This is a genomic window from Pseudomonas palleroniana (genome assembly GCF_003031675.1).
GTDB lineage: Bacteria > Pseudomonadota > Gammaproteobacteria > Pseudomonadales > Pseudomonadaceae > Aquipseudomonas > Aquipseudomonas palleroniana.
Genome location: NZ_PYWX01000003.1, coordinates 78,393 through 91,303 on the forward strand (window position 1 = coordinate 78,393; position 12,911 = coordinate 91,303).

Below are 12,911 nucleotides of genomic sequence, written 5' to 3' on the forward strand. Positions count from 1 at the left end.
TTGATTATCCCTGTACAGCAATAAAGTTTTGCTTTTGTCTGGATTATTCATCACCGGGCCATGTTTTACACTCACCGCCTCAGTTTTTAACCCATGGAGAAACCCGGATGATCAAGTCCCGCGCCGCCGTAGCCTTTGAAGCCAAGAAGCCCCTTGAGATCGTTGAAGTGGATGTGGCCATGCCCAAGGCCGGCGAGGTGCTGCTGCGCGTGGTCGCGTCCGGCGTGTGCCATACCGACGCCTACACCCTGTCGGGCGCTGACCCGGAAGGTATCTTTCCGTCGATCCTCGGCCATGAGGGCGGTGCGGTGGTTGAAGCCATCGGCGAGGGCGTGACCTCGGTGGCCGTGGGTGACCATGTGATCCCGCTGTACACGCCGGAGTGCGGCAAGTGCAAGTTCTGCCTGTCGGGCAAGACCAACCTGTGCCAGGCAATCCGCTCCACCCAGGGCAAAGGCTTGATGCCCGACGGCACTACACGCTTTTCCTACAAGGGCCAGCCGATTTTCCATTACATGGGTACCTCGACGTTCTCCGAGTACACCGTGTTGCCCGAAATCTCCGTAGCCAAGATCCCAAAAGAAGCGCCGCTGGAAAAAGTCTGCCTGCTGGGCTGCGGCGTCACCACCGGTATTGGTGCGGTGATCAACACCGCCAAGGTTAAGCCGGGTGACACCGTGGCGATCTTCGGCCTGGGTGGCATCGGCCTGTCGGCGGTGATTGGCGCGGTCAAGGCCAAGGCGGGTCGTATCATTGCGATCGACATCAACCCGGCCAAATTCGAAATCGCCAAGCAACTGGGCGCCACCGACTGCATCAACCCGAAAGACTATGATCGCCCGATCCAGGACGTCATCGTCGACTTGACCGACGGCGGTGTGGACTTTTCCTTCGAGTGCATCGGCAACGTGCAACTGATGCGCGCCGCCCTTGAGTGCTGCCACAAAGGCTGGGGTGAGTCGGTGATCATCGGCGTGGCCGGTGCCGGCCAGGAAATCGCCACCCGCCCATTCCAACTGGTCACCGGACGCGTCTGGCGCGGTTCGGCTTTCGGCGGCGTGCGCGGTCGTAGCGAGCTGCCAAGCTACGTGGAGATGGCTCAGACCGGCGAGATCCCGCTGGATACGTTCATCACTCACACCATGGGGCTGGAAGACATCAACAAAGCGTTTGACCTGATGCATGAAGGCAAGAGCATTCGTACCGTCATCCACTTTTGAGGTCGGCCATGAGTCTGGAGAACCTGTCATGCCAGAAGAGCTTCGGCGGCTGGCATAAACGCTACAAGCATCATTCCGATGTCCTCGGCTGCGACATGACGTTCGCGGTCTACCTGCCGCCGCAAGCGGAGCAGGGCGGCAAGCTGCCGGTGTTGTACTGGTTGTCCGGGCTGACCTGTACCGACGAGAACTTCATGCAGAAGGCCGGCGCCCAGCGCATGGCCGCCGAGCTGGGGTTGATCATCGTCGCGCCGGACACCAGCCCCCGTGGGCCGGGTGTGCCCGGTGACCCGGACAATGCCTGGGATTTCGGCCTGGGCGCAGGCTTCTACCTCAATGCCACCCAGGAACCGTGGGCCAAGCACTATCGGATGCATGACTACGTGGTGCAGGAATTGCCGGCGTTGGTTGAAGCACATTTCCCTGCATCGGATAAACGTGGCATCAGCGGTCACTCCATGGGCGGGCATGGCGCGTTGGTCTGCGCGTTGCGCAACCCGGGACGTTACCTGTCGGTGTCAGCGTTTTCGCCGATCAGCAATCCGATGGATTGTCCTTGGGGGCAGAAGGCATTCTCGCGCTATCTGGGCGAGGAGCGCTCGAAATGGCGTGAATGGGATGCCAGCGTACTGATCAGTGAAGCGGCGCAAAAGCTGCCATTGCTGGTGGATCAGGGCGACCGCGACGATTTTCTCGCGGTGCAACTCAAGCCTGAGGCCCTGATACAGGCGGCGAAGGTGGCCAACCACCCACTGGAGTTGCGCCTGCAGCCCGGCTACGACCATAGCTACTTTTTCATCGCCAGCTTCATCGAAGACCATTTGCGACATCATGGTCGTGCTTTGCTCGGTTAATGTGAGGCAAAAGTAGGTAGAATCACGCCCTGAATTAAATCGGGGCGTTTTTTTATGCGTATTGGCCACGGCTACGATGTGCACCGTTTCGCCGAAGGCGATTTCATCACCCTGGGTGGCGTGCGGATCGCGCACCACCATGGGTTGCTGGCTCATTCCGACGGCGATGTCTTGCTGCATGCCTTGAGCGATGCGTTGCTGGGGGCTGCGGCGCTGGGTGACATCGGCAAGCATTTTCCGGACACCGACCCGACTTTCAAGGGCGCGGACAGTCGTGTCTTGTTGCGCCATGTGGTCGGCCTGATCCACGCCAAGGGCTGGAAGGTCGGCAATGTCGACAACACCATCGTGGCCCAGGCGCCGAAAATGGCCCCGCATATCGAATCGATGCGAGCGTTGATCGCCGCTGACCTGAACATTGAACTGGATCAAGTGAACGTGAAAGCCACCACTACCGAAAAACTCGGGTTTACCGGTCGTGAAGAAGGCATTGCGGTGCACTCCGTTGCGTTGTTGCTGCGCGCATGAACGACCTGCAATTGCTGGGCCCACGGGCCTATGGCGAGGCGTTGGGCCGCGCTGTACTGAAGGCGACGGCTGAAGACTTCCAGGTCGACGAAGTGCTGGATATCCCGCTGGCGGGTGACGGCGAGCACCTGTGGTTATGGGTGGAAAAACGCGGCCTGAACACTGAGGAGGCGGCCCGACGCATTGCCAAGGCGGCTGGCGTGCCATTGCGCACCGTCAGTTATGCTGGCCTCAAGGACCGTCAGGCGTTGACTCGCCAGTGGTTCAGCGTGCAATTGCCGGGTAAGGCCGACCCGGATATGAGCGGTGCTGAAAACGACACCCTCAAGATTCTCAAGATGACCCGCCACAAGCGCAAGCTGCAGCGCGGCGCGCATTCGGCCAACGGCTTCACATTGCGTCTGACACAACTGGAGGGCGATACCGCCGCCATCGATGCGCGCTTGCAGTTGATTGCGTCGCACGGCATTCCCAACTACTTCGGTGCCCAGCGTTTCGGCCATAACGGCGGCAACGTGGTGGACGCTCGTGAGTGGGCGGCGCGCAAGGCCCTGCCGGAGCAGCGCAATGTGCGCTCGCGGCTGCTGTCCACGGCGCGCAGCTTCCTGTTCAACAAGGTGTTGGCTGCGCGCGTTGCGGACGGTTCCTGGCAGCGTGCCCAAGTGGGCGACCTGTTGGCGTTTACCGACAGTCGCAGTTTTTTTCCGGCGGGGGAGGCTGAATGCAGCGATCCGCGCCTGGCCATTCTGGACCTGCACCCGACCGGGCCGCAGTGGGGCGAGGGTGACTCGCCCGCCACGGGAGCGACCTTTGCCTTGGAGCAGGCGGTCGCCGCCGAGGAAGCCGATCTGCGTGACTGGCTGGTGAATGCCGGTATGAGCCAGGAACGTCGCATTCTGCGACTGCCCATTGGCGGGTTGACGTGGCATTATCCCGCACCTGACATTCTGCAATTGGAATTCGTCCTGCCGGCCGGATGCTTCGCCACTGTCTTGGTGCGCGAGCTTGTTGATCTGGTGCCGGTGGGGCCGACGGACAACCCATGCGTATTCTGATATCAAACGATGACGGTGCCACCGCACCCGGTCTTGCCGCGCTCTATGGTGCGCTGCAGGATTACGCCGAGTGCGTGGTGGTCGCCCCGGATCAGGACAAGAGCGGCGCCAGCAGTTCGCTGACGCTCGACCGTCCGCTGCACCCGCAGGTTCTGGCCAATGGCTTTATCAGCGTAAACGGTACTCCCACCGACTGCGTGCACCTGGCGATCAACAGTTTGTTGGATCAAGAGCCGGATCTCGTGGTATCGGGCATCAACCTCGGTGCAAACCTGGGGGATGACGTGCTGTATTCCGGCACCGTGGCGGCGGCCCTTGAGGGGCGTTTCCTCGGTCGGACTTCGTTCGCTTTTTCCTTTGCCTCGCGGCAACTGGATAACCTGTCGACCGCCGCCTACTTCGCACGCAAGCTGGTGGAGGCTCATGGGTCGCTGGAGTTGCCGCCGCGTACTGTGCTCAACGTCAACGTGCCCAATTTACCGCTCGATCATATTCGCGGCATCCAGCTCACTCGCCTGGGCCATCGTGCCCGTGCGGCGGCGCCCTTGAAGGTGGTCGATCCGCGTGGCAAGGAAGGGTACTGGATCGCTGCAGCCGGCGACGCCGAAGACGGTGGCCCCGGCACGGACTTTCATGCGGTGATGCAAGGTTATGTTTCGATTACCCCGTTGCAACTTGATCGCACCTTCAGTGATGCCTTCAGTAGCCTCGATGGCTGGCTTGAGGGGCTGCGTTGATGGCGCGTGAACAAGACGACCTGTTGCGCCGTGGCATCGGGATGACTTCCCAGCGTACCCGTGAGCGCTTGATCCAGCGCCTGTACGAAGAGGGCTTGTCCAATGCCCAGGTGCTGGAGGTGATCCGGCGTACGCCGCGGCACCTGTTTGTCGATGAAGCTCTGGCGCACCGTGCCTATGAAGATACCGCGTTGCCCATCGGCCACAACCAGACTATCTCCCAGCCCTATATGGTTGCGCGCATGAGCGAACTGTTGCTGGCGGCGGGGCCGTTGGACAAGGTGCTGGAGATCGGCACCGGTTCCGGCTACCAGACGGCGGTGCTGTCCCAGCTGGTGGAGCGGGTGTTCTCGGTGGAGCGCATCAAGGTGCTGCAGGACCGCGCGAAGGAACGACTGGTGGAGTTGAACCTGCGCAACGTGGTGTTTCGCTGGGGCGATGGTTGGGAAGGCTGGCCGGCCCTGGCGCCCTATAACGGCATTATTGTCACGGCGGTGGCCACAGATGTGCCGCAAGCCTTGCTGGATCAACTGGCGCCGGGCGGGCGCCTGGTCATCCCCGTGGGTTCCGGTGAAGTGCAACAATTGATGCTCATTATCCGGGAAGACGAAGGCTTTTCTCGGCATGTCTTGGGTGCAGTGCGTTTTGTACCCTTGCTCAATGGCCCGCTGGCCTGATCATTTATTCGCGGGCAGTGAATTCTGTTGGCGGCGATGTGTCTTACGGCGGGGTCTATCGTGTCAACATGATCGGAAGCCGGAATTAAACAGGGTGGATTTTTCGTTTCATCCCTGTGCCGGTATCAATCCAATGCCCAGTTATACTTGCGTCATATTTCAGGCCTGGTACAGGCGTTAACGTTCAGCCACCACAAAGGGAGCGGCGGGTGAGTCTCACAGGTCTTGCGCAGCGTATGAGTAAAACAAGTTTTCAGCGACTGGTGCTTGGCCTTGTCTTGAGTTCCTTATTGGCGGGCTGTTCAAGCTCACCCTCAAGTGGCGCGCGGGTTGTCGATCGCAACGCCAGTTCAGTCCCGCAAAAGCCCATGGTTACCACCGGCCAGTATGTCGTGCGAAAGGGCGACACGCTGTTCTCGATCGCCTTTCGTTACGGTTGGGACTACAAAGCGCTCGCTGCGCGCAACAGTATTCCTGTGCCCTATACGATCCATCCGGGGCAGACCATTCGTTTCGATGGGCGCACCGGTTCCACGCCTACGACAGTTGTGACAAACACTGGATCTTCGCCATCGTCTTCGAGCAAAACCACCATCATCACGCGGCCTGCCAGTACCGCCGCGCCTTCGACGGCGAGCAAGCCGGCACCCGCGCCGTTGCCACCTGCGGGCCCTGCGCCAACGGGTTGGGGATGGCCCTCGAACGGTGTGTTGATTGGAAAATTCTCTTCAAACGGTAGTTTGAATAAAGGCATTGATATCGCCGGGGATTTGGGACAGCCTGTTTTAGCTGCGTCTGATGGGACAGTGGTATACGCCGGGAGTGGTTTACGGGGCTACGGCGAGCTGGTCATCATCAAACACAGCGACACCTACGTCAGTGCCTACGGTCATAACCGCAGGTTGTTGGTTCGGGAGGGGCAGCAAGTCAAAGTCGGACAGACAATTGCCGAAATGGGATCAACTGGCACAGACCGGGTGAAACTGCACTTTGAGATTCGCCGTCAAGGGAAGCCTGTAGATCCGCTGCAATTCCTGCCCCGTCGTTGATGTGTTGCACAGCCTGTTCCCTCACGTAGAAGGAACAGGCTCCAGCGTTGCCAAGGATAAAGGCGTCGCTTGAGCTTGAGGTCGAACTCACCAAAGGACTATAACAATGGCTCTCAGTAAAGAAGCGCCGGAGTTTGACATCGACGATGAGGTTCTCCTTGAAATGGAGATTCTCACCGAGAAGGAATCATCGATGTCGAATCATGAAGGAAACGCACCACCTTCAGTTCGCACCAAATCCAAGAACTCCACAGCGTTAAAGCAACACAAGTACATTGACTACACGCGGGCGCTCGATGCGACCCAGCTGTACCTCAATGAAATCGGCTTTTCCCCTCTGTTGACTCCCGAAGAAGAAGTCCATTTTGCGCGCTTGTCGCAAAAGGGTGATCCGGCTGGGCGTAAGCGCATGATTGAAAGCAACCTGCGCCTGGTGGTGAAAATCGCCCGACGCTACGTCAATCGTGGCCTTTCCCTGCTGGATCTGATCGAGGAAGGCAACCTGGGCTTGATCCGGGCAGTGGAGAAGTTCGATCCGGAGCGGGGTTTCCGCTTCTCCACCTACGCCACCTGGTGGATTCGCCAGACCATCGAACGGGCGATCATGAATCAGACCCGCACGATCCGTTTGCCGATCCATGTAGTCAAGGAGCTCAACGTCTACCTGCGGGCGGCGCGTGAGCTGACACAAAAACTCGATCATGAACCTTCGCCTGAAGAAATCGCCAACCTGCTGGAGAAACCGGTAGGGGAGGTCAAGCGTATGCTCGGCCTGAACGAGCGCGTGTCTTCGGTCGATGTCTCGCTGGGTCCGGATTCGGATAAAACCCTGCTGGACACCCTGACGGATGATCGTCCGACGGATCCTTGTGAGCTGTTGCAGGACGATGATCTTTCCCAAAGCATTGACCAGTGGCTGTCGGAGCTTACGGACAAGCAGCGTGAGGTGGTGATTCGCCGCTTCGGCCTGCGTGGCCACGAGAGCAGCACCCTGGAGGATGTAGGCCTGGAAATTGGCCTGACCCGTGAGCGGGTGCGGCAGATCCAGGTGGAGGGGCTCAAGCGCTTGCGTGAGATCCTTGAGAAGAATGGCTTGTCGAGTGAGTCGTTGTTTCAATAACGCCGTAGCTTGCATGTGAGAGGGGGCTTGCTCCCGATAGCGGTAGATCGGTCACTGGATGCATTGACTGAGGCGCCGCTATCGGGAGCAAGCCCCCTTGCGCATTTTTGTGCCTGGCATAAAGGATGGTAATACCAAATCCCAGGCATAAAAAAACCCCGCTTTTAAAAGCGGGGTTTTTTCGACTAAGTCAGTACAAGTTAGATAACTTGAACTTCTTCAGCTTGCATGCCTTTCTGACCGCGGGTAGCGATGAAAGAAACCTGTTGGCCTTCTTTCAGGCTTTTGAAGCCGTCGGACTGGATAGCTTTGAAGTGTACGAACAGGTCGTCACCGGATTGTGGAGTGATGAAGCCGAAGCCTTTTTCATCGTTGAACCACTTAACGGTACCAGTTTGGCGATTAGACATGGTGTATCTCCTTGGACAAAGTTAACTGCGACTCAGGAAAAGCCCTGGCCGAGACTGAGTGCAAAGAGCAGGAAAAATTCTTGGAGATGGTTGGATCGAAATTCAACATATCGTGTAGAGATTCTCAGTGACACAAGCAACACAGTGGCGCCACCTTAACCCTTTTTCCGGAACGTGCCAATGATATTTCCGTAGGTTTCTCTATTTTCGTGACTGGCGGTGGTATTTACCGTCACCAACGGCGCCAACCCGAGGCCCGGCCCCGCTGGCGGCGGCTTTATACAGGCTTGCAGGTAAGCGCAGGCATCATCAAGAAAAGCCCCACGCCCTTTGAACCCTAAGGCTGGCCCCGGTAAGATGCCCCACAGAATTTCTCCACCTCGTTATTTCAGGACACCCGCCATGAGCATCAAATCGGACAAGTGGATTCGCCGCATGGCGCAAGAGCACGGCATGATCGAGCCCTTCGTAGAGCGCCAGATGCGTGGCGAAGGCGCCGAACGCCTGATCTCGTACGGGGTTTCCAGCTACGGCTACGACGTGCGTTGCGCTGACGAATTCAAGGTGTTCACCAACATCAATTCGGCGACCGTCGATCCGAAAAACTTCGACGAGAAAAGCTTCGTCGACATCAAGAGCGACGTGTGCATCATCCCGCCGAACTCCTTCGCCCTGGCGCGTACTGTGGAGTTCTTCCGCATCCCACGCGACGTGTTGACCATCTGCCTGGGCAAAAGCACCTACGCCCGCTGCGGCATCATCGTCAACGTGACGCCGCTTGAGCCTGAGTGGGAAGGGCACGTCACCCTGGAGTTCTCCAACACCACCACCTTGCCAGCGAAGATCTACGCCAACGAAGGCGTGGCGCAGATGCTGTTCCTGCAATCCGACGAGGCCTGCGAAGTGTCTTACAAGGACCGTGGGGGCAAGTATCAGGGCCAGCGTGGCGTTACTCTCCCACGCGCTTGATCGAAAGCTCTTACACGTAAAGGGAATTAGTCCGCGGGAAGTGACTCTATTAGGTGTACAGCCTCGGCGTGTGTAAAACACGCCGGGCCATGCTTGAGGAGTGCTTTATGAAGATCGACCCGCGAATCAGCGCCGAACTTGCCCGGCTGGAGCCCAACCAGATTGGCGTTCTAGCCTGGTCCCTGATGGCCGACCCTGCTTATGCGGGCGGTATCCCTGGCCAACCTGATCCAGACTCTCCGCAGCCTGATGAGCCGAATGAGCCCGCTGGCGTTCCACCTCACGATGAGCCGCCACCTGTGCCGGTGGCATGAGCCGGGTGGCCAGTTCTCAGCGAACTGGCCATACGCCCTGATCGGCTACGACAAAGATCTGCTCATCGTCACTCGGCGAAACCGGATAGCCGCCGGTAAAAGCGCCAAACGCCGGCAGCAGGCTGATCCGCCTGCCAATCTGGAAGCACGCCAGGCGCAGACTTTGCCGGCCTTTGCCGCGCAAGCGATACACCGGGTGCACGTGCCCTGCCAATACATGGTGGCTGGCATGGGCGTCCGGTTCGTGCTGCAGGGCAAACGGACCCATCAGCAGCGGCTCCGGGATCACTTCGATGCGCAGGTCGGCCGGAGGGTCACCCGCCCGCTTATCGTGATTGCCCCGAATCAACGTCAGGCTCAACCCGCGATGGCGCTCACGCCAGGCCCTGAGTGCGCCCAGGGTGTCACTGGCGTGTGAGCCCGGCCCATGCAGGAAATCTCCTAGAAAGATCACCTGTTCACAGGCAAAGGCTGCCAGCAGTTGGTCCAGCTTCGTCAGGTTTTCTTGGGTGGTGCCTTGTGGCACCGGCTGGCCGAGGCTGCGATAAGCCGACGCCTTGCCGAAATGCGCATCGGCAATCAACAGGCAGCGGCGCGCAGGCCAGTAGATCGCTTTGTCAGGCAGCAGCCACAATTCTTGTTTCTCAAGGGTTATCGAGCAAACCATCAGCGCTTCCCGTTATCCGCGACCTTTTCCAGGTCCTTGACCATCCGCGCAATACGCTCCGAGAGTTTTTCCGAACTCATGCTTTCGCGCATGCGTTCAACCAGCAGGGGAAAGGCCAGGGGCGTCGGCCGTTCGATAAGGTGCAGGTCAAGTTGCAGTGCGGACAAATGCAGCAACGTCTCTTCCAGCCGATGAATATCCAACTCATCACGCAGGACTTCTTCGCCGGCCTGGCTCAGCAGCAGGTTCTGCGGGTCATATTGCTTGAACACTTCGAAGAACAAGCCACTGGAGGCCTGCACCTGGCGCGTGCTTTTTGGCGCACCGGGATAGCCGGCGAATACCAGCCCGGCGATGCGTGCGATCTCGCGAAAGCGGCGCAGGGCCAGTTCCCCGGCGTTCAGGCTGGCCGCCACATCCGCCAGCAGGTTTTGCGGGCTCAGCAATGCGGGGCAGAGTAAACCTGGCCAGTCCAGAGGCGTGGCACTCAACAGTTCCAGCCCATAATCATTGACCGCAATCGAGAATGTCACCGGTTGCTGTTGGCTGACCCGCCACGCCAGAAGGCTTGCCAAACCCAAATGCACTTGGCGCCCGGCAAAGGGATAGAGAAACAGGTGCCAGCCTTCGCGCGACTTCAACGCCTCTGCCAGCAGGTGATTGCGTGTGGGCAGGCCCGACCAGCGCAGCTGGGTTTGCAACAAGGGTTGTACCGCTTGCATTTCCGGCCCGTCGAAATGCCCGTGCGCCGCCGCATCAAAACGCTCGATCACCGCCTGGGCCAGTTCATTGGAAAGCGGCATGCGCCCGCCATTCCAGCGCGGTACCGCAGCTTTTTTGGCGGTGCTGCGTTTGACATAGGCGGTCATGTTTTCCACGCGCACCAACTCCAGCAGCCGCCCGGCAAACAGGAAGCCATCCCCCGGTTTGAGCCGAGCAATAAAACCCTCTTCCACGCTGCCCAGGTGCTTGCCGCCGCCGCCCTTGCTCCAGAACTTCAACTGGACACTCGCGTCACTGACGATGGTGCCCACGCTCATGCGATGCCGCCGCGCCAGGCGCGCGTCGGGAACGCGCCAGATGCCGTGCTCATCCGGCTCCACCCGGCGGTAATCCGGATACGCCGTCAGCGACAGCCCGCCATGGCGCACAAAGCCCAAGGCCCAGGCCCAATCCTCATCGGTGAGGTTGCGGTAAGCCCAGGCTCCCTGTACTTCGGCCAACAAGGCCTGCGGGGTAAAGCCGCCGCCCAGGGCCATGCTCACCAAATGTTGTACCAGCACGTCCAAAGGCTTTTCAGGCGATTGGCGCGCTTCGATGCGTCGCTGGGCGATTGCGTCCTGGGCGGCGGCGGCTTCCACCAGCTCCAGGCTATGGGTGGGCACCAGCGTCACCCGCGATGGGCGGCCGGGCGCGTGGCCGGAACGTCCGGCGCGCTGCATCAGGCGCGCCACGCCTTTGGCCGAACCGATTTGCAGCACACGCTCCACCGGCAGGAAGTCCACGCCCAGATCCAGGCTGGAGGTGCAGACCACTGCCTTGAGCTGGCCGTCTTTCAAGGCTCGCTCGACCCAGTCGCGGGTCTCCCGGGACAGTGAGCCGTGATGCAGGGCAATCACACCGGCCCAGTCCGGGCGGGCGTCCAGCAGCGCCTGATACCAGATCTCCGACTGCGCCCGCGTATTGGTAAACACCAGGCAACTGCTGCTGGCGTCGACTTCGGCGACCACTTGCGGGAGCATTTTCAGGCCGATGTGCCCGGCCCAGGGAAAGCGCTCGGCGATGGGGGGCAACAGGGTGTCGATTTTCAGTAGCTTGGCCGTTTGCCCCTGCACATTGATCCCGTCGCCGTGTGGGACCAACACCTCAAGCGCGTGGGCCTGGTTCCCCAAAGTGGCGGAGATGCCCCACACCATTAATTCCGGATGCCAACGGCGCAACCGCGCCAGCGCCAGTTGCAACTGCACGCCGCGCTTGTTGCCGATCAGTTCATGCCACTCATCCACCACCACCATGCGCAAGTGCGCCAGGCTCGTTTCGCTGTCGGCGCGGGCGAGCATCAGGGTCAGGCTTTCCGGGGTGGTCACCAGCGCGGTGGGCTGGCGTCGGGTCTGGCGTGCGCGCTCGCTGCTGCTGGTATCACCGGTACGCAGGCCGACACTCCAGGGAATCTGCAAGGCCGCAAGCGGCGCTTCCAGGGCGCGTGCCGTATCGGCGGCCAAGGCGCGCATCGGCGTGATCCAGAGCACGGTCAGCGGCGGTGCCGGCACTTTGCGTTTACCCGCCGCGGGCGGGCGCGTGCCGGCGAAGCGATTGAGCGCGGCAAACCACAACGCATAGGTTTTACCGGCGCCGGTGCTGGCGTGCAGCAAACCCGATTGGCCGGCCTTGACGGCAGCCCATACGTCTTTCTGGAAGGTGAACGGCTTCCAGCCCTGGGTGGCAAACCATGTCTTGGCGAAGTCGAGGGGTTTTGCCATGGGGCAGGTGCTCTGGAGGCTCTAAGTCAAAGACCCTCCAGGCGCCCCAAAGGTTTACTTCAAGTTGCCACTCAAGAACTGCTGCAGGCGTTCGCTCTTCGGGTTGCCCAACACGTCTTCCGGCGCACCTTGCTCTTCGACCAGGCCCTTGTGCAGAAACAACACCTGGCTCGACACCTTGCGCGCAAAACTCATCTCGTGGGTCACCATGATCATGGTGCGACCTTCTTCGGCCAGGCCCTGAATCACCTTCAACACCTCACCGACCAGTTCCGGGTCGAGGGCCGAAGTCGGTTCGTCGAACAACATCACCTCAGGCTCCATGGCCAGGGCGCGGGCGATGGCCACCCGTTGCTGCTGGCCGCCGGACAGGAACGCCGGGTACTGGTCGGCCACTCGTGCCGGCAAGCCCACCTTGTCCAGGTAGCGACGGGCGCGGTCTTCGGCGTCCTTCTTGCTGCAGCCCAGCACCCGGCGCGGGGCCATGGTGATGTTTTCCAGCACGCTCATGTGGCTCCACAGGTTGAAGTGTTGGAACACCATCGCCAGGCGCGTGCGCAAGCGTTGCAGTTCGGCGTCATCGGCCACGCGCATGCCGTGGCGGTCGCTGACCATGCGGATCTGTTGACCATCCAGGGTCATGGCGCCGTCATTGGGCGTCTCCAGGAAGTTGATGCAGCGCAAAAAGGTACTCTTGCCGGAGCCGCTGGCGCCGATCAGGCTGATCACGTCGCCGGTCTTGGCCTTGAGCGAAACACCTTTGAGCACTTCATTGTCGCCATAGCTTTTATGCAGGCCTTCAACAGTCAATTTGTACATGGAGCGTGCATC

The 12,911-nt window shown here is 60.1% G+C and carries 14 protein-coding genes; 10 read left to right on the forward strand and 4 right to left on the reverse strand.

What is annotated here, in order from left to right:
* The first annotated feature begins 107 nt into the window (after positions 1–107).
* The 8 genes from C9383_RS00870 (at position 108) to rpoS (ending at position 7,240) form a co-directional block, all read left to right on the forward strand.
* Positions 108–1,220, forward strand: coding sequence for an S-(hydroxymethyl)glutathione dehydrogenase/class III alcohol dehydrogenase (locus tag C9383_RS00870; protein WP_010212435.1), 1,113 nt, complete (start codon positions 108–110; stop codon positions 1,218–1,220).
* 8 nt (positions 1,221–1,228) lie between these two features.
* Positions 1,229–2,074 carry an S-formylglutathione hydrolase gene (fghA, locus tag C9383_RS00875; RefSeq protein WP_060754056.1) on the forward strand — a complete coding sequence of 282 codons (846 nt, stop codon included), beginning with the start codon at positions 1,229–1,231 and terminating at the stop codon, positions 2,072–2,074.
* A 54-nt stretch (positions 2,075–2,128) separates the two neighbouring features.
* Complete coding sequence (ispF, locus tag C9383_RS00880) at positions 2,129–2,602, forward strand: 2-C-methyl-D-erythritol 2,4-cyclodiphosphate synthase (RefSeq protein WP_060754057.1); 474 nt, start codon at positions 2,129–2,131, stop codon at positions 2,600–2,602.
* Positions 2,599–3,657, forward strand: a complete 1,059-nt coding sequence (gene truD / locus C9383_RS00885; protein ID WP_090366379.1) for a tRNA pseudouridine(13) synthase TruD — start codon at positions 2,599–2,601, stop codon at positions 3,655–3,657. Before ispF ends, truD begins: the two co-directional genes overlap by 4 nt.
* Positions 3,645–4,394 (forward strand): 5'/3'-nucleotidase SurE, encoded by a 750-nt coding sequence (gene surE / locus C9383_RS00890; RefSeq protein WP_060754059.1) that lies wholly within the window; start codon positions 3,645–3,647, stop codon positions 4,392–4,394. Before truD ends, surE begins: the two co-directional genes overlap by 13 nt.
* 41 nt (positions 4,395–4,435) lie before the next feature.
* Positions 4,436–5,071 (forward strand): protein-L-isoaspartate(D-aspartate) O-methyltransferase, encoded by a 636-nt coding sequence (locus tag C9383_RS00895; RefSeq protein WP_169850588.1) that lies wholly within the window; start codon positions 4,436–4,438, stop codon positions 5,069–5,071.
* A gap of 209 nt (positions 5,072–5,280) precedes the next feature.
* Entirely contained in the window at positions 5,281–6,120 is an 840-nt protein-coding gene (locus C9383_RS00900; protein WP_090366378.1) for a peptidoglycan DD-metalloendopeptidase family protein, read from the forward strand.
* 106 nt (positions 6,121–6,226) lie between these two features.
* Complete coding sequence (gene rpoS, locus C9383_RS00905) at positions 6,227–7,240, forward strand: RNA polymerase sigma factor RpoS (RefSeq protein ID WP_090366377.1); 1,014 nt, start codon at positions 6,227–6,229, stop codon at positions 7,238–7,240.
* A gap of 200 nt (positions 7,241–7,440) precedes the next feature.
* On the opposite strand, the gene C9383_RS00910 is transcribed toward rpoS, so the two are convergent.
* Positions 7,441–7,650: a cold-shock protein gene (locus tag C9383_RS00910; protein WP_002554837.1), complete on the reverse strand. Its 210-nt coding sequence runs from the start codon at positions 7,648–7,650 to the stop codon at positions 7,441–7,443.
* 402 nt (positions 7,651–8,052) lie between these two features.
* On the opposite strand from C9383_RS00910, the gene dcd reads away from it, so the two are divergent.
* Positions 8,053–8,619 carry a dCTP deaminase gene (dcd, locus tag C9383_RS00915; protein WP_016973172.1) on the forward strand — a complete coding sequence of 189 codons (567 nt, stop codon included), beginning with the start codon at positions 8,053–8,055 and terminating at the stop codon, positions 8,617–8,619.
* A gap of 107 nt (positions 8,620–8,726) precedes the next feature.
* Entirely contained in the window at positions 8,727–8,933 is a 207-nt protein-coding gene (locus tag C9383_RS00920; protein ID WP_060754062.1) for a hypothetical protein, read from the forward strand.
* Between the two features lie 16 nt (positions 8,934–8,949).
* Here C9383_RS00920 and pdeM read toward each other — a convergent pair whose 3' ends face one another.
* From pdeM to C9383_RS00935, 3 genes are read right to left on the reverse strand one after another with little or no spacing between them, the layout of a single operon-like run.
* The gene (gene pdeM / locus C9383_RS00925) at positions 8,950–9,600 is read right to left on the reverse strand and encodes a ligase-associated DNA damage response endonuclease PdeM (protein WP_090366375.1); all 651 of its coding nucleotides are present in this window, start codon (positions 9,598–9,600) and stop codon (positions 8,950–8,952) included.
* Positions 9,600–12,080, reverse strand: a complete 2,481-nt coding sequence (locus C9383_RS00930; protein WP_090366374.1) for a ligase-associated DNA damage response DEXH box helicase — start codon at positions 12,078–12,080, stop codon at positions 9,600–9,602. Before C9383_RS00930 ends, pdeM begins: the two co-directional genes overlap by 1 nt.
* A 54-nt stretch (positions 12,081–12,134) precedes the next feature.
* Positions 12,135–12,899 carry an ABC transporter ATP-binding protein gene (locus tag C9383_RS00935; protein WP_060754065.1) on the reverse strand — a complete coding sequence of 255 codons (765 nt, stop codon included), beginning with the start codon at positions 12,897–12,899 and terminating at the stop codon, positions 12,135–12,137.
* Positions 12,900–12,911: the final 12 nt, after the last annotated feature.